The sequence below is a fragment of the Rhodococcus qingshengii JCM 15477 genome, assembly GCF_023221595.1.
Taxonomy (GTDB): Bacteria; Actinomycetota; Actinomycetes; order Mycobacteriales; family Mycobacteriaceae; genus Rhodococcus_F; species Rhodococcus_F qingshengii.
In genome coordinates this window covers 3,302,480-3,327,068 of record NZ_CP096563.1, presented here as the reverse complement: position 1 = coordinate 3,327,068, position 24,589 = coordinate 3,302,480, and the positions used below count along the sequence as shown (strand labels likewise).

The following is a 24,589-nucleotide window of genomic DNA, read 5'->3' as shown; positions in this document are numbered from 1 at the left end:
AGACGACGTGCACACGATCACGGATCTGTCGCTGGTCACGGGCCCGGTTCCGCCCGTGGTGACGGTGCTCGGAATTCTGGCACTTCTGTGGCTGATCTTCTCGAGATCGAGGCGTCACGTCCTGATTTCGATTCCGGTCTGCATCGTCGCGGCAATCGCGATCACTCTCGTGCTGTACTGGCTGATCGAGAAGGTGTGGCGCCCGTTCCCCGATCCGATTGCCCGTCCGGTCTACGTGTGGATCGGGTTGGGCATTCTCGGCGTGCTGCTGGGTGTTTCGCGGGTATTTGCGGCGACGCGGATCGACGGTCGCGTGCTCACCGTGGTCTCCGTGCTCCTGGTGGTCGTGTCGAGCGCGGCTCACGTGAATCTGCAGTTCCAGTCGTATCCGACGTTGGGAACAGCGCTGGGACTCTCGGACGCGGAGAAGGTTTCACTCGCAGACCTGGACGACGGCAAGGACGGGGCGGTACCGGTTTCGCAATGGAAGGCTCCCGCGGACATGCCGTCGGCGGGCAAGGTCAGCACGGTCACGATTGCGGGGACGGTCTCCGGATTCAGCGCCCGCGACGCCGAGATCTACCTACCGCCCGCGTATTTCACCAACCCGCGACCGGAGTTGCCCGTGTTGGTCCTGCTTGCCGGCCAACCAGGCGCGCCCGAGGACTGGCTACAGGGCGGACGTCTCGTCCAGACCATGGACACCTACGCCGCTGCGCATTCGGGCTTGGCTCCCGTTGTCGTCGTTGCTGACGGGACCGGGTCGGAACTGGCGAATCCGCTCTGCGTCGATTCTCAACTCGGGAACGTCGCAACGTACCTTTCGCGCGATGTTCCCGACTGGGTGCGCGGGAACCTCCAGGTGGATCCCGACCCGAGGAAGTGGGCGATCGGGGGACTTTCCTACGGCGGTACCTGCGCGTTCCAGATGGCAACGAACTTCCCCGCGGTGTATCCGACGTTCCTGGATCTGTCCGGTCAGATCGAACCCACACTCGGCGATCGCAAGCAGACGGTCGATGCAGCGTTCGGCGGCAATGACGCCGCGTTCGTGGCAGTGAATCCGCAGGATCTGCTCCGGGAGAAGAAGTTCCCCGACAGCGCCGGGGTGTTCGTGGTCGGCAAACAGGACAACGACTACCGCCCAGGTCTTCAAACGCTCTACGAAGCCGCAAAGGCCGCAGGGATGGACGTCCAGTACGCCGAGGTCGACGGAGGGCACAGCTTCCAGGTGTGGTCGGCTGGATTGGCGAGTCAATTAGGTTGGCTGGGAACGCGACTCGGTCTGCCCGGATGAACGATCGTCCGGAAGTTCCGAAGACCCGATGATCAGCGGGTGAATTCTTCCGGTCGCCCCGGCTTCGGAGCCCAATCCCTGCGGATCCGCCACACTCGCGAGCCGAAGGTCGAGTGCGCCGGTCCATTCTCGGGTCAATTGCGCATCGAGTGCGTCGACGCGCTCGAGTAGCGGAGGGTGCTGGTCCGGCGGGCAGGCTTCGAGCAAGGTCGCGAATACCGCGCGTAGACGGCGCTGGACCTGCGCGGAATTGGTACTGAAGTGCCGGATCTCGTCGGTGGCGACGGACACGTAATCGGTCCAGGTGCGTTGCTGCCCCCTGATCAGCGTGAGATCCGAGGTTGATGTGTCGAAGCGGACCCGCGGGGCGAGAAGTACCAGAAGATCTTCGATGTGGTCGAGTGCCTGGACGGCTCGGCCGGGGTCGTTGATGGCGGGTGACAGTGCCTTGAGCGCGATGTCCACGATCGACTGCAGCGCTGCACCGGGGCTGACGACCGGGCTGTGCGTGTCACCGAAGATCAAGCACGACATCAAGGTGTCCGGGCGTACCTTCAGCGAGGGTCCGCGTACCTCGAAGAGGGGCGCGTTCTGGGCGACGAACTCGCCGATGCTGGGGACGACTTCGACCGAGACGTCCCAGCGGCCGGCCAACCGCTGCAGTCGTGCGAGATCGATCGCCAGCAGAATCCGGCCGTCGGGTGAGAGGTGGCGCAGGCGAATCACCAGTGCGTCGGCGCTCTCGGAGTTCTCGGACTCGCGCGATTGGGGTAGGGGGAGCGGCTGACTGGGTTTCGGTGCGCCCGAGGGTAAGTCCTCGTACAGCGGATAGGCACGAATCGTCGCGCTCCGGCCCTGGGCCGCTATCCAACGCAGCAACCGACTGGAATTGAGAATCGACCCGACCTTCGCCACCAACGCGATGAACAGGATCGCACTGGCCAATGCCAGAAGCAGTGCGATCGCCGTGGAGATGGTCGGTGAGGAATTCTCCGAATCGAGCGCCAGATCGAGCGCAATGATCAAGGAGAAGACGAACGTGGCCAGAAACATGCCGATCGACCACCGCATCACTCGCTGTTGCGCAAGCATCGGGACCACCCGCACCGAAATCTGCGAGGCGCCGAACTGCATTGCGAGGGTGATGGCGGTGAACACCAGACCGGTGAGAGTGATCATCCCGCCGGCGATGACGCTGAGCAGCGTCGCGGTGGCCCCGGCGTCGACGCCCTCGGAAATGGTACCGACGTCGCCGTCGCTGACCAGGTCTCCGTCGATCCCGACGAGGATGTTCGCGGTGACGACGGACAGGACGACGAGGATCACGGGGAGACGCCAGACGGGGACTGTTCGTAGTCGTCGGCGAGTTCGACGCCAGCGAATTCTGTCCGAGAGCCGCCGCGACAATCCGACCTTCGACGTGGGGGTTGTGGTGTCGACGACGGGGAGCGGTGGTGGGGGCGGGGGAGTGGAACCGAAACTTCCCGACACCGTTTCCTGAACGTAGATCTTCGCGTGGATCATCGGCTCGCGATAACGCTGTTCACGGGCCACTGCCCGGCTCATCTTCGCCGGCTTGTCGCGGTAACGCGAGCGCGCCCACGGGGCACCCGGGCGACTCAACCGAATTGCTCCGATCAACAGAAGTGGGGTGAAGAACAGCCCGATCAAGCCGGTCCAGAGTTTGCCCTTCATCAACGTGATCACGGCGAGTCCGAGTTGGATGACGATCGCGACGACAACGCCGATCAACGTCGCCAGGCTACGGTCCTGCTCGTACGGGTCGAACTCTCCCGCGAACCCGATCGGGTGGACCCCGAGAAGGAAAAGGAACGAGATCGCGATGGCAACGAACACCGCGTCGATGGACGAGCGACCCTCCTCGGCCCAGTAGACATCGCGCAGATGCAACACGAGCGCGTACTCGTCGAGGACCAACGCGCTGCCGATACCGAACACCGACGCGAGAACACAATTGGCGATCGGGGTGTGATAGTCGGCCAGAGCGATGAAGGCGAAGCCGGACACGAGCATCATCATCAAACCGAAAACCATGTGGTGGATGTGCATTCCACCGGGCGTGACATTGCCTGGCCACCACGAGACCTCGGCCCGGATCATCCGGACGCTGAAGCGGATGAACAGGAACGTCAGGACAAAGGCGAGTAGGAGGAAGAACAGCGGGAGCCTGCCGGTGTCGACGACCGTGTGCTCGAACCAGGACCGCACGGCGTCAACTCTTGCTGGTGGCGAGCTTGATCAGCTGAGGAGCCGTTGCGTCGGGCAGGTAGGCACGCGTCAGTGCGATTCCGATCCGAGGCAGGTCGGCCTCGTCGCGGAAACACAGGAAAACGGGTTCGTACCTCGGCTTGAACTTCTTCTTGAACGCGTGAAGAGACCGGAAGCCGTAGAGCGGTTCCATCGCGGCTCCGAGCATGTCCAGCAGGCGGTCCATCGATGCGGCGTCGGCGCCGTCGTCGCTGCGGGCGAGCGGTGCTCCGGACAGTGAGACGAATTGGGCACCTTGTTCTTTGAACTCGAGGGCCGACGATGCGATGAGGAACTCGACCACCGGACGGAACCCGTCGGGACGTCGACGCATGACGTCGAGTGTCCAACCCTGAACCACGCCGCCTTCGCCGTACACCGGCAACCACGAGGTGACGCCGTGAATGCTTCCGGTCGGGTCGACGGCCAAGCCGACCCGGACGTCGCGGTCGAGCGCCTCCTCGACGCTTCCGAGGGTGAACCCCATCTCGGGTAGCCCCTTGTCGCCCACCCATTCCTCGGAGATGGCGCGCACCTGAGCCAATACGGAGAACGGCTCGTCGGCCAATGTTGTCATCCGGAAGGTGATGTCGTCCTTCTTGGCCTTGTTGAGCGCCGAGCGGATGTCCTGCCAGGATTTACCGGTGAACTGCAGTTCTGGTAGGTCGACGATCGTGTCTTCGGCGACCTGAACGGTGCGCCAGCCACGCCGGGTGGCGGCGTCGGCTGTCTCCTTCCCCACGGAGAACAAGCAGGGAGTGAGGCCGTTGGCTTCGGACATCGTCGTGAATTCGTCGACCGCTGCGGCAAGTCGGTCGGGGCTCGCTATCGGATCGGCCAGGACCACGACGACACCGACATGCCGTTGGAATGCAACGACGCTCTCACCCGACTCGCCGAAGTAGTAACTGTTGCCGTCCCACGTCGTCATCCACGACATGGTTCCGCCGCCGTGTCGTTTGAGTAGTTCCCGAGCGGCGGCGCGCGGATCGTTCCCGGACAACGGCCCGCCTCGAATCTTGCGCCGCATCGGTACGTGAAAAGCGTGGCGGCCCTTGATCAACAAGATGAGTTCGAGAAGCCAGAGCAGCGCGGTACCGACCGTGACGGCGCCGGCGCTCTCGTAGTCGAAGAAGATGACCGAGACGAGGACGAGGGCGGTGGCCAAAACCGTCAGTGAACCGAACACCACGGCAACCCACCAGGCCCAGCGGCGACCTCGTCGCAACTGGTCCGCGATCAGGGCAACGATGACCACGTCGATCAATGCCGTCCAGCCCGAACCGGTTTCGGCTTCCGTCGGCCCGAACGGTCCGCTTCCGGGGAACAGCCAGACGGCGATCTCGACCACGCCGATCAGGAGCAGGCCGATGAATCCGAGCAGGCGGATCTCGCGTCGCGTTCGGGGGATGAACCCGCGCTCTCCGTCGCCGAAGAACTTCTCGCCCACCGGCAGGAATATCGCGACCGCGATGAGGTGCTGCACGTCGGCGAGGCGGCCTTCGAAGAGGAACGCGATCGCAATGTACGCGCACAGAATGGCGCGCACTCGCATTCGCCAGGGCGAGCGGAGTGTTGCCGTGGTCGCGGCGAGTGCGGCGATGATTGCGGTGGTCACGCCGACGTCGCGGTGGGTGGCGAGGTTGCGAGCCCAATCCCAGTCGGTGTGGCTGCCCGCCCAGAGGAGGAGCGATGCACCGAGTTCGCCCGCCAACTGACCGCTGATCGTGACGATGGCCGCGTTCTTGGTTCCCAGGCGCCATTCGCACCAGCCGACCGCGAAGGCAAAAACGACGATGATCGAAACATACTGACCCGGCGTCAATCCGAAGAACCACCCCGTGACGAGAGTCCACCACTTGCCTTCCTGCAAGGCAGGAACTCCGTAGGCGATGTCGTTGAACCACGAATAGGTACGGACGTGATTCCACAGGGCGCCGGTCGCGATCCCGACGACGGTGATGGTGAGCACGACGCTCGCGGTGAACGGCACACGCCGCAGGACGCTCAGCGTGTCGGAAGCAAAGCGAGAGGCCCGATTCGACGCGCCCGGCGCGCCCTGGTCGGTCTGCGGGGTGGGGGTCTGGGACTGCTCAGCCATCGAGGTTCTCTTCTCGCCATGCCGCACGGTGGATTCTGCCTGTTCAGCATGACAGGAATACAGACCGATAATCAGGCGAAGCGGCCAAAATGGACCAGACTGGCTGAGGGTCTCAGTCTCGTGGCGCTACTGTCGAGCCATGGTGAACGGAGATTTACTGAATCGGGACCACGTGGTCGCCTCACTTGCCGCTTTCGAACCTCGGTCGGTCGAATTGGACGGAAGGCGCTCGGCGTCGGTGGTCATCGTCGTCATGCGGACTGCGGACGGAACACCAGTGTTCCCGGTGACGAAGCGGCCGAGCAAGATGCGCGCCCACCCCGGTCAATTCGCGTTGCCGGGCGGAAGCGTCGACCCGGGCGAGTCGTCCGAACAGGCAGCGGTTCGGGAACTTTCCGAGGAGCTGGGTGTCGACGTTCCCGAGTCGAAGATCATCGGCCGGCTCGACGACTACGTCACTCGTTCGGGATTCGTGATCCGGCCGTTCGTCATGTGGTCGGGCGAGGACATCGGGGGACTGGTACCCAATCCCGACGAGGTGGCCCAGGTGTATGCCGTCACGTCGGAGGAGCTCGACGTGGACTCGCGCTTCGTCACCATCGAGGAGTCACCGAACCCGGTGATCCAATGGCCGTTCCGAACGAGCCTGATCCATGCGCCGACCGGAGCCGTCATCTATCAGTTCCGCGAAGTGCTGAACGGACGGCACACGCGCATCGACAAGCTCGAGCAGCCGGTGTTCGCCTGGAGATAGGGGCAGCTCGACACGCTCGGGACAGTTCAGGCTACGGCGCCTCGGCGAATAGTCCGTCGTGCTGTGGAAAGCTGGCCGCACGGCAATCGAACGACGCGAGGTGTGTGCAGTGAACTCTGGCGAACAAGAACCGATCCCCACGGATCGGATTCTCACTGTTCCCAACGTGCTCAGTATCGTGCGTCTACTCGCTCTGCCGCTGTTCGCCTACCTGCTGCTCGTCACGCACTCGGACGGCTGGGCATTGGCGCTGCTGATGCTCAGCGGGTTCACCGACTGGCTCGACGGCAAGCTGGCCAGAGTGCTCGGACAGACCTCGCGTCTGGGAGCGCTTCTCGACCCGCTGGTCGATCGTCTGTACGTCGTGACGACACTGGTCACCTTCGTCGCCCGCGATTTCATTCCCTGGTGGGTCGCAGCGATACTCATCGGCCGTGATCTTCTGCTTGCGTTGACGCTGCCGATCTACCGCAGGCGTGGCCTGCCACCGCCCGAGGTGGTTTATCTCGGCAAGGCTGCGACCTTCCTACTGATGTTCGCTCTGCCGTTGATTCTTGCCGGGCACGGAGACTGGGCCATCGGACCGTTCACCCATGCCTTCGGTTTCGCTTTCCTGATCTGGGGAACCGTCCTGTACGTGTGGACTGCCGCGATCTACGTGCTCAAGGCCGTTGACGTTGCGCGAACCCACGAGGTCGTGCCCCGATGAAGTCGACCGGGGAGGACGTCCGTCGTAACCCGGTACCGTCGCTGCTTCGCTCACTCATGACCGAACATCTCGACCCGGGCTACGAGGCAACTGCATTCGAACGCCAGCACGAGCACACCAAGAACAGATCCTCGAAGACGGGGCCGTGGCTGGCCCTCGGCGCACTGTTGATCGGGTTCATCGTCACGGTCTCGGCTGTTCAGGCGACGAAGCAGGTGACCGGCACCGAAGAGGTTCGAAGCGAGTTGGTGGCGAAGGTCCGTGATGCGGAGGATCGAATCGATTCACTGGCCGCGTCCCGCGATTCACTCGGCGGAGCCGTCGACGCCGCGCGCGGCGTGGCGCTCGAAGGCGATGCACGCGGCAGCGCCGTCCTCGACCAACTGCGAGCGGTCGAATCCGGCGCAGGAGCCGAAGCTGTTCACGGGGAGGGGCTGGTGGTGACGTTGACGGACCCGGCCGGACGCCCGAACCTCTCGGATGCGTCGCAACGGAGTGTCGGCGGTAAGACAGTTGTCCTCGATCGCGATCTGCAGACCGTCGTAAACGCCCTGTGGGCTGGGGGAGCGGAGGCGATCGCCGTCGGCGGCGTGCGAATCGGGCCGACGGTGACCATTCGTCAGGCGGGCGGCGCGATGCTCGTCGACAACCAACCTGTTTTCTCCCCGTACCTCGTCGAGGCGATCGGAGACACGCGAGCACTGCAGCGGAAATTCGTCGTCAGCGACGCCTACGTGAGAATGTCTAGCGTCTCGCAACTGTACGGAGTCGGTTTCGCGGTGGCCGAAGACGATTCGTTGACTCTGCCGCCTGCGGCGCCTCGCGCCGTCCGAGTGGCAACAGAACCCACAGAATCCAAGTGACAGAAGGAGTTCGATGAAGGCCGGTTCCGCCCTGTACGGACTCGCAGCACTGGTCGTCGGCATCGTCCTGGGCGTAGTTTTCAGCCCGCAGGTGCCCGACGTGATCCAGCCCTATCTTCCGATCGCTGTCGTTGCGGCGCTCGACGCCGTCTTCGGTGGACTACGCGCGTATCTGGACGAAATCTTCGACGCGAAGGTGTTCGTGGTTTCCTTCGTCTTCAACGTGCTCGTCGCGTCGTTGATCGTCTGGCTCGGTGATCAGTTGGGTGTCGGTACTCAACTCTCGACGGCGATCGTCGTCGTGTTGGGTATACGGATCTTCGGCAACGCAGCGGCATTGCGACGCCGACTGTTTGGAGCGTGAGTCATGGCAGAACATTCCACGACCGAACCGGAAGAAGAACCTCCCGTCACCACTGCGGGTGAAGGTCGTCACGAGTTGCGTTCACCGTCCAAACACCGCACCAACGTCGTCTTCGCAATCCTCGCTGCTGTGCTGTTGGGCGTGCTCGGCGTTGCGATTGCCACACAGGTACGCAGCACAGTGGCCGGAGATTCACTCGACGCCGCGCGCCCTGCCGACCTCCTGGTGGTTCTCGACAATTTGAATCGGCGCGAAGCCGCGCTGAGGCAGGAAGTCGCGAATCTTCAGGAATCGCTTGCCACTTTGGAAGCCGGTGGCAACACGGGAGCAGCGCTGGACGAGGCGCGGGCGCGGCTGACCTCACTCTCCATTCAAGTGGGGACCGCTCCGGCCACTGGACCGGGTGTGACGATGACCCTGACAGATCCGGCGGGCGGCGTCGGATCGGAAGTGATTCTCGATCTCATCCAGGAACTGCGTGCTGCCGGTGCCGAAGCCATCTCGATCGCAGGTGCGAACGGCGAACCCATTCGTATCGGCGTGAACTCGTGGGTGAGTGGGCGCGGCGGCGAGATCGAATTGGACGGAACCCGGATCGAGCAGCCGTACACTGTGACCGCGATCGGAGATCCGCCGACATTGGCGGCAGCGTTGAACATTCCCGGAGGCGTCTTCGACAATGTCGCACGCAATGGCGGAACGTCGTCCGTCGAGCAATCGCAGCAGGTCACGATCTCCGTCTTGCGACAATTGAATCCGCGCCAATACGCTCAACCCGGAAATTGATCTTTTTGCGTCCGACTTTCGGACGGCCTGTGAAAGGAAGCCACTGTGAGTGAGCTCGATACACCTACCGATCTGCGCTACACCGCGGAGCACGAGTGGGTGAAGCGAACCGGCCCGACCTCAGTTCGAGTCGGTATCACCGACTTTGCTCAGTCGCAGCTCGGTGACGTCGTGTTCGTCCAGCTTCCCGCTGTCGACGAAGACGTGACCGCCGGTGAATCGCTCGGTGAGGTCGAGTCGACCAAGAGCGTCTCCGACATCTTTGCTCCGTTCACTGCGAAAGTTCTTGCAGCGAACGGTGAATTGGACGGACAGCCCGACCTCGTCAACACCGACCCGTACGACACGGGTTGGTTGGTCGAACTCGAGGTTGCCGACGAGACCACACTCGACGCCGCACTCGCGGCAACTCTGGACGCGGAGGCATACAAGGGACTCACGTCCGAGTAGAAAACCTGCGCGTGGACCGGCCAACTCGTGTTGTGTCGCGGCCTGTCTCGCTGCACACGGCGGTCTGCGCAGGGTACGGTCGTTAGGTACGCATGTGCCGAGTCGGGGCGCAGGGCCGTATCGAACGTGACTGTGAAAGATGCTCGTGAAGAAAGTGCACTGCGTAGTCCAGTGATTCATGATCTGGATGATTGACCCAGGAGGAGAAACAGTGAGCGAGAACGGTAACGACGCGGGCTATGGGGAGTCGCCGGCGGAGACCACTTCGGTTTTCCGCGCGGACTTCCTCAATGAGCTCGACAACACCTCCTCTGCAGCACCGGCCGCCGAGCAGCCGGTTTCGGGCGTGGAAGGCCTTCCCGCCGGAGCCGCACTTCTGGTGGTCAAGCGGGGACCGAATGCAGGATCCCGCTTCTTGCTCGATCAGCCGACGACGTCGGCAGGTCGGCACCCGGACAGCGACATCTTCCTGGACGACGTGACCGTCAGCCGTCGTCACGCCGAGTTCCGTCAGGAAGATGCAGATTTCCACGTCGTCGACGTCGGAAGCCTCAACGGCACCTACGTCAACCGTGAGCCTGTCGATTCGGCAGTTCTCGCGAATGGTGACGAGGTTCAGATCGGCAAGTTCCGTCTGGTGTTCCTCACCGGCCCTCGTGCCGGCGGTTCGCAGGTCGGCGAGTCGTCAGCAGGTGCGGGTAGCTAATGACGGCAGTGCGGCAGCAGAGCCAGCCCGGAATGTCGATTGGTTCCGTGCTGGATCGGTTGCGTCCCGATTTTCCCGACGTGACGATTTCGAAGATCCGTTTCCTCGAGTCCGAGGGCTTGATCAGCCCGCAACGGACACCGTCGGGATACCGCAGATTCTCTGTCGAGGACTGCGAGCGTCTTCGCTTCGTGCTGACCGCTCAACGCGATCAGTACCTGCCGCTCAAAGTGATCAAAGAACAACTCGAAGCGATCGACAGTGGCGCAGCGACGGTGAGTGCAGAAGTTCCTGCGCCACGTCGTGCTCGCGTCCTGTCGATCGCTACGGGCGATGTCTCACCCGAGGCGTTCCGGGTCGATCGCGAAGTTCGAGTCGGTCGTCAGGATCTTCTCGCGCGCGCTGACATCGACGATCGGTTTCTGACCGATCTGATCCGCACCGGTTTGGTCGTTCCCGGCGCGGCGGGCTTCTTCGACGAGGATGCCGTGACGTTGGCGCGCACCGCTAAGGCGATGTCCGAGTACGGCTTGGAGGTTCGCCATCTGCGGGCGTTCAAGTTGGCTGCTGATCGCGAAGCGGGGCTGGTGACTCAGATCGCCGGACCGGTTGCCAAGGGTCGTGACGCCGGAGCACGTGATCGTGCCGAGGAAATGGTGCGGGAGCTGGCCGCTCTGTCACTGACTTTGCACACGTGTCTGGTCAAATCGGCAGTTCGGGGAAGTCTCGATCGCTGAGTTCCTCGATCAGCGGGGCACACTCGAATAGAATTTCAGTACGACCGCATCGGAGTCGGTCGGCTGGATCACGTCAGGTTGGAGGCAAGCTCGATGGGCGAAATGCGTGTGATCGGAGTTCGTGTCGAGCAGCCTCAGAATCAGCCGGTCCTGTTGCTGCGAGAGTCCGACGGCGATCGGTACCTGCCGATCTGGATCGGGCAAACCGAAGCTACCGCGATTGTTCTCGAACAACAGGGAGTCGAGCCGGCGCGGCCGCTGACTCACGACCTGATCAAGATCTTGATCGAATCTTTCGGTCGGAGCCTCAAGGAAGTTCGGATCGTGGACCTGCAAGAGGGCACTTTCTACGCGGATCTCGTCTTCGACGAGCAAACCACTGTCTCGGCACGTCCGTCGGACTCGATTGCATTGGCCCTGCGCATCGGCGTTCCGATCTTCGCGTCGGAGGCTGTTCTCGCCGAGGCCGGTCTGGTCATTCCCGACGAGCGCGAAGACGAGGTCGAGAAGTTCAAGGAATTCCTCGACACCATCTCGCCGGACGATTTCAAAGCCACTGATGGTTAGCCTGAATTGACTGGTTGCGGACTTTAGTCTTCAACTCTCAAGTAGAGGTTGAGTCTCGGTCGGCGTGTTGCGTTGACCATGCACCCTCCTGGACTTACCGTTGCGTGCGGTGGAGATCTTCTCGCCTTGTCGATCGAGGCGTACTCTGGGTAAGTCCACTCATGGAATTACCTGCCTTGGATTCACATCTGAAAGTTCGGTCGGCACGGGATTCTCGTGACTGCTGATAGCACAGGTTGGTTACATGATGGCGAAGCGAGAGGGAGACGGCAGTGGAAGAACAGTCGAATGAGCGCGGGACGGGCATAGCCGGTAGTGCCGCGACTGCAGAAATGTCTTCCGAAGAGCTGCAGCCGGGCTTGTTCCCGGACGATTCCATCCCCGACGACCTCGTCGGATATCGAGTACCCAGTGCGTGCCAGATCGCCGGGATCACGTACCGCCAACTCGACTACTGGGCACGGACGTCGTTGGTTGTTCCGTCGATCCGTGGCGCTGCCGGATCCGGAAGCCAACGTCTGTACTCCTTCAAGGACATTCTCGTTCTGAAGATCGTGAAGCGTCTGCTCGATACCGGCATCTCACTGCAGAACATCCGCGTTGCCGTCGATCACCTCCGTAAGCGTGGCGTCCGCGATCTTGCCAACATCACTCTGTTCTCCGACGGCACCACCGTGTACGAATGCACGTCCCCCGAAGAGGTCGTCGACCTCCTCCAGGGTGGGCAGGGCGTATTCGGCATCGCAGTCAGTGGCGCGATGCGTGAACTCACCGGAACGATCGCCGACTTCCCCGCCGAGCGGGCCGACGGCGGCGAAAGTGATCCCAACCCGGAAGACGAGTTGGCTTCGCGACGCAAGAATCGCGCCAGCCGCAAAACCGGATAACGTACGTCACATCTCTTTGGAGGATGCCACGGTGCAGGTAGGCGTTTCGGTCAACTAGACTGGGCCTGCGTCGCCGGCGTACGGGAGAGCCTCGGATACCGATTCACCGAACTTGTCTTTGTTTCAGTCTTTGTCTCAAAGGTCAGTCGTGAGCGGGATCAGGGCGCCGAAGGAGCAATACCTCCCCGTCAATCTCTCAGGCACCAAGGACCGTACGGGCTCCGACGCCTCTGGAAAGCGGTGGGACAACCCACCCGCCGACGGGGAAAGGCTGTGGCTTCCGCCTTCGGCGGATCACTACCGAATCTCTCAGGCGCTCGGGAATCGAGCATGCGACAGAGGGGGAGGAACACACCGCAGTTCGGTGTGTGTCCTGATCCTCCGATCTGTCTGGGAGTTGTCGTGATCGACGCTGCAAGCCGTATATTTGCCGACCGCCATGTCGGTCCGAACGCCGCGGAACTCGCGCGCATCCTCGAACTCGTCGGGGTCGATTCACTCGACGAACTGGCAACCAAGGCCGTTCCCTCCGTCATCCTCGACGCTGCCCCGAACGGCATCGCTGCCGGACTCGACGCTCTGCCGCTTCCGGTCGGAGAGCACGAGGCACTTGCCGAACTGACTGCACTCGCAGCCCAGAACACCGTCGCGACGTCGATGATCGGCCTCGGCTACTTCGACACGTTGACGCCGCCGGTGTTGTTGCGCAACATCATCGAGAACCCGGCCTGGTACACCGCGTACACCCCGTATCAGCCGGAGATCAGCCAGGGCCGTCTCGAAGCCCTCCTCAACTTCCAGACCATGGTCGCCGATCTCTCCGGCATGGAACTGGCAAACTCGTCGATGCTCGACGAGGCCACCGCCGCTGCCGAAGCCATGACGCTCCTGCGCCGCGCGAACCGCAGCAAGTCCCCACGATTTGTCGTCGACGCCGATCTCTACCCGCAGACCCTCGCCGTCATCGAGACTCGCGCCGAGCCGCTCGGGATCGAGATCGTCTCCGCGGACCTCACCGCTGGTCTTCCGGAAGGTGAGTTCTTCGGCGTCATCGCCCAGATCCCAGGTGCCTCGGGACGAGTCGTCGATTACACCTCGATCATCGCGGAAGCTCACGAGCGCGGCGCACTGGTTGCCGTCGGCGCCGACCTCCTCGCGATGACGCTCATCACCTCACCCGGTGAGCTCGGCGCGGATGCGTGCTTCGGAACCACCCAGCGTTTCGGTGTTCCCATGGGATACGGCGGACCGCACGCCGGTTACCTGGCCGTGCACTCCAAGCATGCGCGTCAGCTGCCCGGCCGCTTGGTCGGCGTCTCCATCGACGCCGACGGAGACAAGGCATACCGCCTGGCGCTGCAGACACGTGAGCAGCACATTCGCCGCGAGAAGGCGACGTCCAACATCTGTACCGCTCAGGTGCTCCTCGCCATCCTCGCTGCGATGTACGCGAGCTACCACGGCGCCGAGGGACTCAAGGCGATTGCGTTGCGCGTCGCTGCCCGCGCACACGCGTTGGCAAACGGCCTGCGAGAGGGCGGCGTGACCGTCGTCCACGATTCGTTCTTCGACACCGTGCTCGCTCAGGTTCCGGGCAAGGCGGCCGACGTCGTCGCTGCGGCCAAGGAATCCGGGATCAACCTGCGTCTGGTCGACGCCGATCATGTCGGTATCTCCTGCGACGAGGCCACGACCGCCGACCACGTCCTTGCCGTGCTCGACGCGTTCGGGATCGAGGATGCTGTTGTCGCCATCGAAGCCGAGGGCAATTCGGTTCCGGCTGCTCAGGAGCGCACCTCCGACTACCTGCAGCACGAAGCCTTCACCCGTTACCGTACGGAAACGGCAATGCTTCGCTACCTGCGCGCGCTGTCCGACAAGGACATCGCCCTCGATCGCAGCATGATCCCGCTGGGTTCGTGCACCATGAAGCTCAATGCGACCGCCGAGATGGAATCCATCACCTGGCCCGCGTTCAACGCGATCCATCCGTTCGCGCCGACATCGGATGCGCCCGGTCTGCTGAAGATCATCAAGGATCTCGAAGACTGGCTGGTCGCGGTCACCGGCTACGACAACGTCAGCCTGCAACCCAACGCCGGCAGCCAGGGGGAATACGCGGGCCTGCTCGCGATCCGCAACTACCACCTCAGCCGGGGCGACGACCACCGCGACACCTGCCTCATTCCGTCGAGTGCTCACGGCACCAACGCGGCTTCTGCCGTCATGGCCGGGATGCGCGTCGAGGTTGTCGCCTGCCGTCCCAACGGTGACGTCGACGTCGACGATCTGCGCGCGAAGATCGCCGATCACGCCGAGCGTCTCGCCGCGATCATGATCACCTACCCTTCAACACACGGTGTCTACGAGCACGAGATCTCCGACATCTGTGCAGCGGTACACGACGCCGGTGGCCAGGTGTACGTCGACGGCGCCAACCTCAATGCGCTTGTCGGCCTTGCCCGTCCGGGCCGATTCGGCGGCGACGTCAGCCACCTGAATCTGCACAAGACCTTCTGCATCCCGCACGGCGGCGGCGGACCCGGCGTCGGCCCGATCGGTGTGCGCTCACACTTGACGCCGTTTTTGCCCGGACACCCGATGGCCCCCGAACTCGGTGGTGGAGGAACGATCTCGGCAGCGCCGTACGGCAGTGCGTCCATTCTGCCCATCACCTGGACCTACATCCGGATGATGGGTGCTGCGGGCCTGCGCCGCGCCAGCCTGACCGCCATCGCGTCGGCCAACTACATCGCGCGTCGACTCGACGAGTACTTCCCGGTTCTCTACACCGGCGAGAACGGCATGGTCGCGCACGAGTGCATCCTCGACCTCCGTGGGTTGACCAAGGACACCGGCGTCACCGTCGACGACGTCGCAAAGCGTCTGGCCGACTACGGTTTCCATGCACCGACCATGAGCTTCCCCGTGGTCGGCACACTGATGGTCGAGCCCACCGAGAGCGAGAACCTCGAAGAGATCGACGAGTTCTGCGAGGCGATGATCGCCATTCGCGGCGAAATCGATCGCGTCGGCGCCGGCGAGTGGACGGTGGAGGACAACCCGCTACGCGGTGCTCCCCACACTGCCGGAAGCATTGCAGCGCAGTGGGATCACCCGTACTCGCGTGAGATCGCCGTCTTCCCGCGTGGCAAGGCCCGCCCGAAGGTGTGGCCGTCCGTGCGTCGTATCGACGGTGCACATGGCGACCGCAACCTGGTCTGCTCCTGCCCGCCGATCGAAGCGTTCGCAGGCAACTAAGGCGTGTGCCCGCCGGAGATCATCACCTCTCGTGTACGAGTTCGAGAACAGTGATCTCCGGCGGGGCGCCGACGCGTACCGGCGGACCCCAAGCCCCGGCGCCACGCGTCGTGTACAGCACTGTGTTTCCGACCCTGTCCAAGCCTTGCACCGAAGGCTGCTGCAGCGGAACGAGATACCGCAGCGGCCACATCTGACCGCCGTGAGTGTGCCCGGACAGTTGCAGATCGATACCCATCTCGGATGCCTCGATCGCTTGACGCGGTTCGTGCGCGAGAAGCAAGGCGAAAGTATTCGGATCGCGACCTGCGAGCGCGGCAGTCAGGTTCGGCTCGTACGGGGCCGGCGACGTGTAGTCGTGGATGCCCACGATGTCGATGGTATCGCCGCCATGCTGGATCGAGGTGCGGCTGTTGCGAAGTGTGGTGATCCCCAATGTCTCCCACACGTCGAGCCATTTGCCGCCGTCGTCGGCGTAGAACTCGTGGTTTCCGCTGACTCCGAAGATTCCGTCGGGCGCCCGAAGATCGGCGAGCGGAGCAAGATCGGGAGCAACTTTCGCGACGGTTCCGTCCACGAGGTCGCCGCCGATCGCGATCAGATCGACATTCTGCGAGTTCACGATATCGACCACCTTGCGGGTGAAGTCGACCCCGCGGGCCGGTCCCACGTGCAGGTCGGTGATCAAGGCGATCCGGTATCCGTTGAAGCCCTCAGGTAGGCGAGCGAGCGGCACGCGGACGCGGGAAATCTTGGGGCCCGACGCCTCGTAGACGCCGTAGCCGGCGGTGCCGATCGCCGCGAGAGTGACTGCTGCCGTAGCCAACTGCAACGTACGACGCTTGGCTGGGTCGACTTCGGTCGTGGTATCCGTGTGGCGTGCACGTAGTCGACCGATCCCGGCGAACAGGCCGATCACGAGCAGTCCGGGAATCAGATACAGCCACGAAGCCAGCCAGACCCATCCGACAAATCCGATCGGTCGCGCCCACGATGTCGGAAAGACTTCGCCGCTGCCGACCCCGATGAGCGTCGAGACCGCCAAGACGACAAGCGCAGTGTCGGCGAGACGAGCCCATCGCCTCGGGATGCCGGTGGCGCGAGCGAGTCGGCGATGCAGGAACCAGGTCAGAAGGGCGAGAAGGACTGCAAAAACCGCGACGCGCCCCATCAGGACAGCATCTTGGTCACTGCGGCCGCGAGAGCGGGGTCGGACGTCGAATCGACCCGAACCAATGTGCCGCCCGTCCGATCCGAGACGTCTTGGAGTGTGGAGACGTCGTCGCCCGCACCGACGACGATCACGTCGACCTGTACCGGACGCGACGGATTGCCCGCAGCGGCGATCGCGCTGAGCAGTTCGGCTCGCGTCGTGGTGGATTCGTCAGGCGTACTCGAGGTGATCAGCAGCACCGAGTTGACTCGCCCCGCGTCGAAACCGTCCACGGCGGCTTTGTAGGAGCTGGCAAGCGCCGGGTATTTGGAGGTCTTTCCGCCGGCCCGAAGCCCGTTGAGGAAATCGGTGATCGTGGCACGCCGATTAGGCTCGGACAGTGAACCGCCCGGAACCAGGATGCGCTCGGACGGTTTTCCGTCGGTGCCCGTGCTGAACTCGCGAAGGCCGATGTCCGAAGCGTCAGGGCTGCGACCCAATTGGGTATTCACCGCCGAGGCAACGTTCGCCAAGCGGGTAGTGCCACCGTCGTCGGTACCCATCGACGCCGACGTGTCCATCAGGATGGTGGCACTACGCGGCGAGACCGGGTTGGCGACTATGTCACCGAGCGCCGCTGCGGTCTCCGCCGAAGCCGGTTTCAACGTGGACGAGATCTTGGCCGGGGACACCGCCCCGAGATCGGGAAGGTCTTGGCCCTCGACCCGGAAACCGGCGCCGACGAACAACTGTGACTGATTCGGCTCACGCATGAAATCGGCAAACTGTGCCGCTGCGCGCGACGCGGTTTCGTCGATCCCGCTGCCCGAGACGATGACCGCCGGATAGTCCGCGACTGGCGTTGCGCCGGCGGGGGAGTACGTCGTCATCGCCGCGTTCGCGCTCTGCGCTATCGACTGTTCCGTGGCCGGAACGGCTTTCACCGAATCCGGTGTTCCGGCGCTCAGTGCTCCGAGGGCTTCGGCGGTGGACGAGGGGGGAGTCGGCAAGGATTGGAACTGCAACGCCCGTGCACTGAGCGCAGCGTTGACCTGAGCGGACTTCGCCTGATCCGTCGTGACCGGACCGGCACCCGCATCGGCGACGTCGGCAGCGATCGCCTGTGCAGCCATCGAGGTTTCGGTACTTCCGACCGGCAGGGCGACCGTCAGATCGGAAGGCAAAGACTTCCAACTCGATGCTGCGCCGGCCAATGCTGCCGCGGTCTCGGGACCGGCTGCCAGAACGATCGGGGAACTCGCGAGCGAGCGAGGATCACCGTTGATCACGGCCTTGCCCGACAGTGGCGCGAGTTCGAACGAACTCGTCGGGATCCACAGGGAGGGACGCGGTCCCAATGCTGCGTCGTCCCAGGGGGCCGCCGGACCGGCTTCGAGTGCCGTCGAGACCGACGCGGACGGCGCACCGTGCACCACGACGGCGATGCAGTGATCACGCACCACCGGCGAGGTCTGGGTGTACCGCTTCGCCAGTTCCTCGACCTGTGGGGCTATGGACGGATCCGCGGTGACGTCGAGTGTCTTGTTGCCCTCGACGCACGTACCGGCTGCCTGCTGTCCCTGATGGTCGATCCGGTTGCTGAGGGCCTTCCATCCGAAGAAGCCTGCCACGATCAAGACGATCAGCACGACGACGAGAATCGGCCCCTTACTGATACCTCTGGCGCCTGACCCGCCGCGATGTTCGCCCACGTACCTTGCCCTACCTTGGTCACTCGAAGAATGTCTGTTGAACGGACTGTGTCCTCGGCCAGTCTAGTGACGAAACTTCGGGGCCTACGCGAACAGCCTCGACACCGGGAGCGGTGCCGAGGCTGTTCGGGTTCAGCTTCGAGTTCGAAGAAGGTGAAATCAGGCGTTGGCGGCCTTGTACTCGCGGCGGCGGCGATGCAGGATCGGCTCCGTGTATCCGCTGGGCTGCTTCGCGCCTTCGAGGATGAGTTCCTTGGCAGCCTGGAACGCGATGTTGGAATCGAAATCAGGTGCCATGTTGCGGTACTCGGCGTCGCCCTCGTTCTGACGGTCGACAACCGGGGCCATGCGCTCGAGTGCGCTGACAACGTCGCTCTCGCTGACGATGCCGTGACGCAGCCAGTTGGCGAGCAGCTGGCTCGAGATGCGCAGCGTGGCGCGATCCTCCATGAGCGCGACATCGTGGATGTCGGGAACCTTGGAGCAGCCGACGCCCGCGTCGATCCAACGGACCACGTAGCCGAGGATGGACTGGCAGTTGTTGTCGAGCTCTTCCTTCTTCTCCGCGTCCGTCCAGTCGGTGCTGGGAGCGAGCGGGATGGTCAGGATGTCGTCGACGCTCGCGCGAGGCTTGCCCTTCAGGCTGTCCTGAACTGCGAATACGTCGACGCGGTGGTAGTGCGTCGCGTGCAGCGTTGCGCCGGTCGGCGAAGGTACCCATGCGGTGTTGGCGCCGGCCTTGGGGTGACCGATCTTCTGCTCGAGCATGTCTGCCATCAGCTCGGTCATGGCCCACATGCCCTTGCCGATCTGCGCCTTGCCCTGCAGGCCGCAGGCCAGTCCGGTGTCGACGTTCCAGTCCTCGTACGCACCGATCCACTTCTGCTTCTTCATCTCGGCCTTGCGCACCATCGCGCCGGCTTCCATGGAGGTGTGGATCTCGTCGCCGGTGCGGTCGAGGAAGCCGGTGTTGATGAACACGACGCGGTCGACGGCTTCCTTGATGCAGGCGGCGAGGTTGACCGTCGTACGACGCTCCTCGTCCATGATGCCGACCTTGAGCGTGTTCTCCGGAAGCCCGAGGACCTGCTCGACACGGCCGAACAGTTCGGTGGTGAAGGCAACTTCCTCGGGACCGTGCTGCTTGGGCTTGACGATGTAGATCGAGCCGGTGCGGCTGTTGTCGAGCGGTCCGTTGGCGTCACTGATCGAGAGGCCGTGCACTGCACAGGCACTGGTGATCAAGGCGTCGAGGATGCCCTCGGGGACCTCGTTGCCGTCGGCGTCGAGGATCGCGGGGTTGGTCATGAGGTGACCGACGTTGCGGACGAACAGGAGCGAACGACCGTGCAGGCTGAGTTCGCTGCCGTCGACTGCGGTGTACTTACGGTCGCCGTTGAGCGTGCGGGTGAAGGACTTGGCGCCCTTCTTGATCTCCTCGGACAAGTCACCGCGGTTGAGACCCAACCAGTTTCGGTAGCCGACAACCTTGTCGTCGGCGTCGACAGCGGCGACCGAGTCCTCGAAGTCCATGATCGTGGTGACGGCGGATTCGAGAACGACGTCCTTGACGCCGGCGGCGTCGGTGCTGCCGATCGGGGACGAGGCGTCGATCTGGATCTCGGCGTGCAATCCGTTGTTCAGCAGCAGGATGCTCGTCGGTGCGTCCTTCTCGCCGAGGTAGCCGACGAACTTCTCCGGCTGGGCGAGCGTGGTGACAGTACCGTCTGCCAACGTGATCTTCAGTTCACTGCCGTCGACAACGTACTTGGTTGAATCTGCATGCGATCCCGACGCGAGAGGTGCTGCCGCATCGAGGAATTCACGCGCCCAGGCGATGACCTTGTCGCCGCGGACCTTGTTGTAGCCGGAACCCTTCTCGGCGCCGTTCTCCTCGGAGATGGCGTTGGTGCCGTACAGCGCGTCGTACAACGAACCCCAGCGGGCGTTGGACGCGTTGAGAGCGAAGCGCGCGTTGAGGATCGGCACGACCAACTGCGGGCCGGCCGTCGAGGTGATCTCGGTGTCGACGTTCGCGGTGGTGACCGAGAACTCGGCAGGCGTCGGCAGGAGGTAGCCGATTTCCTGCAGGAACGCCTTGTACGCGGCGGCGTCGATGGGAGCGCCGGCGTGATCGCGATGCCACTGATCGATCTGAGCCTGCAGATCGTCACGCTTGGCAAGCAAGTCGCGGTTCTTCGGTGCGAGCTCGGTGATGACCTTGTCGGCGCCGGCCCAGAACGTTTCGGCGTCTACACCGGTGCCGGGAAGAGCCTCCTCGACCACGAAGTCGTAGAGAACCTTGGCAACCTGAAGACTGCCGACCTGAACGCGCTCAGTCATGAATAGCCTCACTTTTCCGAAAGCGGAGCATCACATATGGATGCCATGAACCAACATCAATGTTACCTGGGAGTATTCCCACCGCTGTCCGCGCCCTGAGCTGCGATAATCGGGCGCGAAGAGCTGAAACGATCAAGTGAAATTCGTTCTGTCTAGAGTTTGCGCGCGGAAATCTCGAAACCAGCCGCGCGTAGACGCTCGACCAGGACGTCGCCGAGCGCTGTCGCTGGAGTCAAAACGCCGGTGGCCGGGGGAAGAGCCTTTTGGTCCTTCGCCAACGACAACGCAGATTCGCCGAGCATTACCGCCGTCGCGCTGTATCCCGGGTCGCCCTTCGCCTTCACTCGTGATGTGTATCGGGCGCCGGTCGTGGTCGTGGTGAACACGTCGAGCGTGAAGTGGCCCTTCTTCTGGGTGCTCTCGCTCGGACCTTCACCGGGAGCCGGCAATACCTTGTCGAGAAGGAAACGTGTCGGAGGTAGAGCGAGTCCGGCGACCAGCGCGCCGAGGCCGACCGCCACGCCGCCCGCAATCACCGGTGACACCACCGATGAGCCGACGCTCATCACCTCGCTGTACTTGAACTTCTTGCCGTACGCCCACTCTCGGAGCGCATTGCTGCGACGGACGACTCGTGTGTTGTACGACGCCATCACGAACGGTGCCTTCCACCCCTTCAGTGAAGGATCGATCTTCTTGCCGTCGACCACGCTCACGTCGCTCTGTCGTCCGAGGTCAGGCTCCCGGTCACGATCGGGGCTCAGCGAGTACGGCGAGGCCGCGAGTTTCCGCAGGCGCGCATCGTCTTTCGACACGTCGATCTGATTGCGAAGCGAATCGATCGTGCCACCGCTCACGCCGCCGCGCAGCGCCGTGACCACCAGCGTTGTGTCGGTGAGCTCACCGGCGCCGTCGGCAGTGACCTTCTCGTGGAGGACGTGAACTCCGAGATCGGAAGGGATGGAATCGAATCCGCAGGAATGGACGATCTTTGCGCCGGTCGAGACCGCCAGCTCATGGTTGGCGTCGATGCTCTCGCGGTGGAACAGCACCTCACCGGTGAGGTCGACGTAATGAGTTCCGGCGGAGGCGCATTCGTGAACGAGGGCGTGGCCGTACTTGGCATACGGGCCGACCGTGGTGGCGACGACCCGGCTTCGCTGGGCGAGCGCCTTCAATGCGGTGGCGTCGTCGGCGTCGGCAATGATCAGGGGGAGATCGGCCGCGGCGGTACCCAGATCGGCGCGAGTGGCTGCCAACTTCTCGAGGGAGCGGCCACCGAGGCCGATTTTTGTGCCTTCGGGAGCATGTTTGACGAGGTAGTCGGCGAGTAGCTTACCGACGAAGCCGCTCGCTCCGTAGACGATGATGTCGAGTTCTCGGGCGGGCGAGGTTCCAGTCATGGAGCCAGCCTACAAACGAGCACCCGAAAGTGATGTGACCGAGGTCACTCGGCGGGGAAGGGCTCCTTGACGACGAGGATCGGAGCCTCCACTTCGAGCAGGAGACGCTGCAGCGGGCGTTCGAGGAGGAACTTGCCGATGGGGGACATCCGGCGTGTTCCGACGATCAGGAGATCGACACCCGCGTCGTGGACCAGGTTGACGAGCGCGGTCACCGGATCGCCGTCGTGCTCGGTGGTGCGCAGATCCCACTTCGTCTCCGAGAATCCACCGGCGTCGAGCGCTGACTGGATCTCGCCGCGAAGAGCGGCCCGATCGTCCTCGGTGTCTCCGAGGTTGACCGTGCCTCCGATGTTGACGTCGTCCAGGACGTGCAGAACCAGCAGTTCCTCGCTTCGACCCACGGATTCCCGTGCAGCGGCCACGATTGCGGCACGGCCTTCCGGGCTGTCCTTGTGTACGACGGCGATCGTCATGGTTCCTCCGAGTCGGTGAGCAGTGTCAGCTCCATTATCGCCTGCAATGCTGTGCTCTACCTGAAATGAGCTACTCGACACGGGGGTCTGGGGGTGACGAGATCGCCACATCGGGGCGCCTAGGTGCCGCCCATCACGAATGCGGCGTGCTGCCGATCACCACGGCGAAGGTTTGTAATCCTTGAGGAAGCAGCCGTGCAGGTCGACGCCCAGTTCACCCTGAACGATGGGGTCGTAGACGCGGGCGGCACCGTCGACGAGGTCGAGTGGTGCGTGAAAACCTTCGTCGGCCAACCGCATCTTGGTGAAGTGTGGGCGTTCGTCGGTGATCCAGCCGGTGTCGACGGCGGTCATGAGGATGCCGTCGTCGAGCATTTCCTTGGAGCTGGTGCGGGTCAGCATGTTCAGTGCTGCCTTGGCCATGTTGGTGTGCGGGTGGCCAGGGCCCTTGTACGCGCGGCTGAACTGGCCTTCCATGGCGGAAACGTTCACGACGTACTTGCGTCGTGCAGCGGCCGCGGCCATCGACGGGCGCAAGCGCGAAACGAGAATGAAGGGCGCGACCGAGTTGCAGAGCTGGACTTCGAGAAGCTCGATTGGATCGACCTCTTCGACGGTCTGAACCCAGCTGTTGGTGTGCGCGAGGTCGGGCAGCAGCCCGCCCGCGTCGATGGCGATGCCCTGCTCGATGCGATCGGGTGACGCCGACTTGGCGACGAGGGCGAGTGAACTGACCGCGTCGGCGGACAGATTTCCGGAGGTGATGCTTGCGACGTCCGACAGCGATCCGGCCAGAGCCGCGGGGTGGGCGTCGCTCGTCTTGCCGAAAGTCAGGACATCAGGCAGTTCACCGGCGGGAAGCGCACCGGACTCGGCGTCGACCAGAGCGCCGTAGGCACCGGGGGAGCGTCGAACAGTTTGTGCGGCGTTGTTGATGAGGATGTCGAGTGGACCCTGTGCGGCAACGGAATCCGCGAGTGCAACAACCTGGGCGGGGTCGCGGAGGTCGATGCCGACGATGCGCAGACGGTGAATCCAGTCGTTGCTGTCTTCCATCGCTTTGAATCGGCGGATCGCGTCGTTGGGGAATCGTGTCGTGATGGTCAGATGTGCGCCGTCACGCAGCAGGCGCAACGCGATGTACATGCCGATCTTCGCGCGGCCGCCGGTCAGAAGTGCGCGTCGGCCGGTGAGATCAGTGCTGGCATCACGTTTGCTGCGGCTGGTGGCAGCGCAATCGGGGCACAGTTGGTGGTAGAAGGCGTCGACTGCGGTGTAGCGCTGCTTGCAGATGTAGCATGGCCGCGCCTTGATGAGCGTGCCGGCGGAGGCGCCGGCGGTGTTCGACTTGATCGGAATGCCTGCGGTCTCGTCGTCGATGCGATCGGGTGAACCGGTGGCAGTCGCAGCGACCACTTGGCGGTCGGCTTCGTTGACGGCTGCGCGCGAGGCGAGGCGACGCTTCTTCTTGAGTCGCTTGAACAGATGGCCGACAGCGCGCTGCATGGTGATCGAATCGGGATGCTCGTCGTCGAGTTCGGCGGCTTCGGAAAGGACCTTCAGGCAGATTTCGAGTTCTGCGGGGTCGAGTCCGGTGAGTTCGGCTCGAGCAGATTCTGAATCGGCTGTTTCCAGCGAATCTGCCTGCAGTGCATCCGACTTCTTGGTGTCTGTATCCACTTCGAACTTCTGTTCCATCTCGATCGCCGCTCGCGCGGACTGTTCCCTGGTGCGGGAACTTCGCCAATTACG

The 24,589-nt window shown here is 63.4% G+C and carries 20 protein-coding genes and 1 riboswitch; of the genes, 12 read left to right on the top strand and 8 right to left on the bottom strand.

Translation table 11 applies throughout. The annotated features are described in order from the left end of the window. Positions 1 to 7 precede the first annotated feature (7 nt). Positions 8 to 1,297: an alpha/beta hydrolase gene (locus tag M0639_RS15195; protein WP_064074340.1), complete on the top strand. Its 1,290-nt coding sequence runs from the start codon at positions 8 to 10 to the stop codon at positions 1,295 to 1,297. On the opposite strand, the gene M0639_RS15190 is transcribed toward M0639_RS15195, so the two are convergent. Then, positions 1,259 to 3,526, bottom strand: a complete 2,268-nt coding sequence (locus M0639_RS15190) for a DUF2254 family protein (protein WP_064074339.1) — start codon at positions 3,524 to 3,526, stop codon at positions 1,259 to 1,261. The genes M0639_RS15195 and M0639_RS15190 overlap by 39 nt on opposite strands. Before the next feature lie 4 nt (positions 3,527 to 3,530). Continuing rightward, on the bottom strand, positions 3,531 to 5,666 hold the full coding sequence (locus M0639_RS15185; RefSeq protein ID WP_063316370.1) for a bifunctional lysylphosphatidylglycerol flippase/synthetase MprF: 2,136 nt from the start codon (positions 5,664 to 5,666) through the stop codon (positions 3,531 to 3,533). A 139-nt stretch (positions 5,667 to 5,805) separates the two neighbouring features. Between M0639_RS15185 and M0639_RS15180 the strand changes: the two genes are divergently transcribed. From M0639_RS15180 to gcvP, 11 genes are all read left to right on the top strand, one after another. Further along, positions 5,806 to 6,420 carry an NUDIX hydrolase gene (locus M0639_RS15180; RefSeq protein ID WP_003946186.1) on the top strand — a complete coding sequence of 205 codons (615 nt, stop codon included), beginning with the start codon at positions 5,806 to 5,808 and terminating at the stop codon, positions 6,418 to 6,420. A 109-nt stretch (positions 6,421 to 6,529) separates the two neighbouring features. Continuing rightward, entirely contained in the window at positions 6,530 to 7,129 is a 600-nt protein-coding gene (locus M0639_RS15175) for a CDP-alcohol phosphatidyltransferase family protein (protein ID WP_030537518.1), read from the top strand. Next, the gene (locus M0639_RS15170; RefSeq protein WP_064074338.1) at positions 7,126 to 7,992 is read left to right on the top strand and encodes a DUF881 domain-containing protein; all 867 of its coding nucleotides are present in this window, start codon (positions 7,126 to 7,128) and stop codon (positions 7,990 to 7,992) included. The genes M0639_RS15175 and M0639_RS15170 overlap by 4 nt, the downstream gene beginning before the upstream one ends. 13 nt (positions 7,993 to 8,005) lie before the next feature. Next, positions 8,006 to 8,356 (top strand): small basic family protein, encoded by a 351-nt coding sequence (locus tag M0639_RS15165; RefSeq protein ID WP_003946178.1) that lies wholly within the window; start codon positions 8,006 to 8,008, stop codon positions 8,354 to 8,356. Positions 8,357 to 8,359: 3 nt separating this feature from the next. Beyond that, positions 8,360 to 9,142, top strand: coding sequence for a DUF881 domain-containing protein (locus M0639_RS15160; RefSeq protein ID WP_007731994.1), 783 nt, complete (start codon positions 8,360 to 8,362; stop codon positions 9,140 to 9,142). 45 nt (positions 9,143 to 9,187) lie between these two features. Beyond that, on the top strand, positions 9,188 to 9,592 hold the full coding sequence (gene gcvH, locus M0639_RS15155) for a glycine cleavage system protein GcvH (protein ID WP_064074337.1): 405 nt from the start codon (positions 9,188 to 9,190) through the stop codon (positions 9,590 to 9,592). A gap of 211 nt (positions 9,593 to 9,803) precedes the next feature. Beyond that, positions 9,804 to 10,298, top strand: coding sequence for a glycogen accumulation regulator GarA (garA, locus tag M0639_RS15150; protein WP_003946166.1), 495 nt, complete (start codon positions 9,804 to 9,806; stop codon positions 10,296 to 10,298). Beyond that, complete coding sequence (gene ftsR / locus M0639_RS15145; RefSeq protein WP_003946161.1) at positions 10,298 to 11,035, top strand: transcriptional regulator FtsR; 738 nt, start codon at positions 10,298 to 10,300, stop codon at positions 11,033 to 11,035. Before garA ends, ftsR begins: the two co-directional genes overlap by 1 nt. Positions 11,036 to 11,128: 93 nt before the next feature. Next, positions 11,129 to 11,602 carry a bifunctional nuclease family protein gene (locus tag M0639_RS15140; protein WP_003946194.1) on the top strand — a complete coding sequence of 158 codons (474 nt, stop codon included), beginning with the start codon at positions 11,129 to 11,131 and terminating at the stop codon, positions 11,600 to 11,602. Positions 11,603 to 11,934: 332 nt separating this feature from the next. Further along, entirely contained in the window at positions 11,935 to 12,489 is a 555-nt protein-coding gene (locus tag M0639_RS15135) for a MerR family transcriptional regulator (protein WP_021344354.1), read from the top strand. A 220-nt stretch (positions 12,490 to 12,709) separates the two neighbouring features. Beyond that, positions 12,710 to 12,838: riboswitch (glycine riboswitch) on the top strand. A 53-nt stretch (positions 12,839 to 12,891) separates the two neighbouring features. Next, positions 12,892 to 15,750, top strand: coding sequence for an aminomethyl-transferring glycine dehydrogenase (gene gcvP, locus M0639_RS15130; protein ID WP_063316371.1), 2,859 nt, complete (start codon positions 12,892 to 12,894; stop codon positions 15,748 to 15,750). Between the two features lie 22 nt (positions 15,751 to 15,772). On the opposite strand, the gene M0639_RS15125 is transcribed toward gcvP, so the two are convergent. The 6 genes from M0639_RS15125 to M0639_RS15100 all read right to left on the bottom strand — a co-directional run bounded on the left by M0639_RS15125 (position 15,773) and on the right by M0639_RS15100 (position 24,535). Continuing rightward, positions 15,773 to 16,921, bottom strand: a complete 1,149-nt coding sequence (locus M0639_RS15125; RefSeq protein ID WP_058226700.1) for a metallophosphoesterase — start codon at positions 16,919 to 16,921, stop codon at positions 15,773 to 15,775. Further along, a complete protein-coding gene (locus tag M0639_RS15120) occupies positions 16,921 to 18,615 on the bottom strand; it encodes a VWA domain-containing protein (protein ID WP_058038818.1) in 1,695 nt (564 codons plus the stop codon). Before M0639_RS15120 ends, M0639_RS15125 begins: the two co-directional genes overlap by 1 nt. Positions 18,616 to 18,774: 159 nt before the next feature. Continuing rightward, positions 18,775 to 20,958, bottom strand: a complete 2,184-nt coding sequence (locus M0639_RS15115) for a malate synthase G (RefSeq protein ID WP_064074336.1) — start codon at positions 20,956 to 20,958, stop codon at positions 18,775 to 18,777. A gap of 152 nt (positions 20,959 to 21,110) precedes the next feature. Continuing rightward, positions 21,111 to 22,361 (bottom strand): saccharopine dehydrogenase family protein, encoded by a 1,251-nt coding sequence (locus M0639_RS15110; protein WP_064074335.1) that lies wholly within the window; start codon positions 22,359 to 22,361, stop codon positions 21,111 to 21,113. Between the two features lie 44 nt (positions 22,362 to 22,405). Next, positions 22,406 to 22,837: a universal stress protein gene (locus M0639_RS15105; protein WP_064074334.1), complete on the bottom strand. Its 432-nt coding sequence runs from the start codon at positions 22,835 to 22,837 to the stop codon at positions 22,406 to 22,408. Positions 22,838 to 22,993: 156 nt separating this feature from the next. Beyond that, entirely contained in the window at positions 22,994 to 24,535 is a 1,542-nt protein-coding gene (locus tag M0639_RS15100; protein ID WP_074447104.1) for an SDR family NAD(P)-dependent oxidoreductase, read from the bottom strand. Positions 24,536 to 24,589: the final 54 nt, after the last annotated feature.

Coding starts and splice junctions, on each gene's coding strand:
- M0639_RS15185 (WP_063316370.1), bottom strand. CDS start 5,666: ATGGCTGAGCAGTCCCAGACCCCCACCCCGCAGACCGACCAGGGCGCG.
- M0639_RS15180 (WP_003946186.1), top strand. CDS start 5,806: ATGGTGAACGGAGATTTACTGAATCGGGACCACGTGGTCGCCTCACTT.
- M0639_RS15170 (WP_064074338.1), top strand. CDS start 7,126: ATGAAGTCGACCGGGGAGGACGTCCGTCGTAACCCGGTACCGTCGCTG.
- M0639_RS15165 (WP_003946178.1), top strand. CDS start 8,006: ATGAAGGCCGGTTCCGCCCTGTACGGACTCGCAGCACTGGTCGTCGGC.
- M0639_RS15160 (WP_007731994.1), top strand. CDS start 8,360: ATGGCAGAACATTCCACGACCGAACCGGAAGAAGAACCTCCCGTCACC.
- ftsR (WP_003946161.1), top strand. CDS start 10,298: ATGACGGCAGTGCGGCAGCAGAGCCAGCCCGGAATGTCGATTGGTTCC.
- M0639_RS15140 (WP_003946194.1), top strand. CDS start 11,129: ATGGGCGAAATGCGTGTGATCGGAGTTCGTGTCGAGCAGCCTCAGAAT.
- M0639_RS15135 (WP_021344354.1), top strand. CDS start 11,935: ATGTCTTCCGAAGAGCTGCAGCCGGGCTTGTTCCCGGACGATTCCATC.
- M0639_RS15125 (WP_058226700.1), bottom strand. CDS start 16,921: ATGGGGCGCGTCGCGGTTTTTGCAGTCCTTCTCGCCCTTCTGACCTGG.
- M0639_RS15115 (WP_064074336.1), bottom strand. CDS start 20,958: ATGACTGAGCGCGTTCAGGTCGGCAGTCTTCAGGTTGCCAAGGTTCTC.
- M0639_RS15110 (WP_064074335.1), bottom strand. CDS start 22,361: ATGACTGGAACCTCGCCCGCCCGAGAACTCGACATCATCGTCTACGGA.
- M0639_RS15105 (WP_064074334.1), bottom strand. CDS start 22,837: ATGACGATCGCCGTCGTACACAAGGACAGCCCGGAAGGCCGTGCCGCA.
- M0639_RS15100 (WP_074447104.1), bottom strand. CDS start 24,535: ATGGAACAGAAGTTCGAAGTGGATACAGACACCAAGAAGTCGGATGCA.